Origin of the sequence: Rhodococcus sp. HNM0563, assembly GCF_012726195.1 — a bacterium.
Lineage (GTDB): Bacteria > Actinomycetota > Actinomycetes > Mycobacteriales > Mycobacteriaceae > Rhodococcus.
The window spans coordinates 1-466 of the sequence record NZ_JAASAF010000042.1; the positions used below are offsets into that span (position 1 = coordinate 1).

The following is a 466-nucleotide window of genomic DNA, read 5'->3' on the forward strand; positions in this document are numbered from 1 at the left end:
GCGGACTGGCGGTGTGTCCGCTTCTTGAACCTGGGAGCGCCGACCTTGCGGCCCTTGCGTTTGCCGGTGCGGGAGTCGAAGAAGTTCGCGTACGCGCGGTGCAGGTCCGCCAGCGACTGTTGCAACGGCACCGAGGACACCTCCGCGAGCCACGCCCGTTCGGGGGTTGTTTTCGCGGCGGTCAGCGCCGCCGACAACTCGCTCTTGCTCGGGATCGACCGGCCGGCTTTGCGGGCGGATTCCCTCGCGGCGAGGGCGTCGTTGAACACGATCCGGCAGCACCCGAACAATCGAGACAGCTCCCTGTGCTGTTCCCCTGTGGGATAGGCACGGTAGCGGTATCGCTTGAGCACCCCCCGACGATATCATTTGGTGTCGTGAATGATACGAGTCTTGTTAGAGCTGGTAGACATGCGGTGTGGGACTGTCATGCCCATTTGGTGTTTGTCACAAAGTATCGGCGTGG

At 62.9% G+C, this 466-nt stretch carries 1 protein-coding gene; it reads right to left on the bottom strand.

What is annotated here, in order from left to right:
• A partial coding sequence (locus HCA61_RS25885; protein ID WP_169691060.1) for a helix-turn-helix domain-containing protein occupies nucleotides 1-353 on the bottom strand: 353 nt, incomplete at its 3' end.
• Between the last annotated feature and the right edge of the window lie 113 nt (nucleotides 354-466).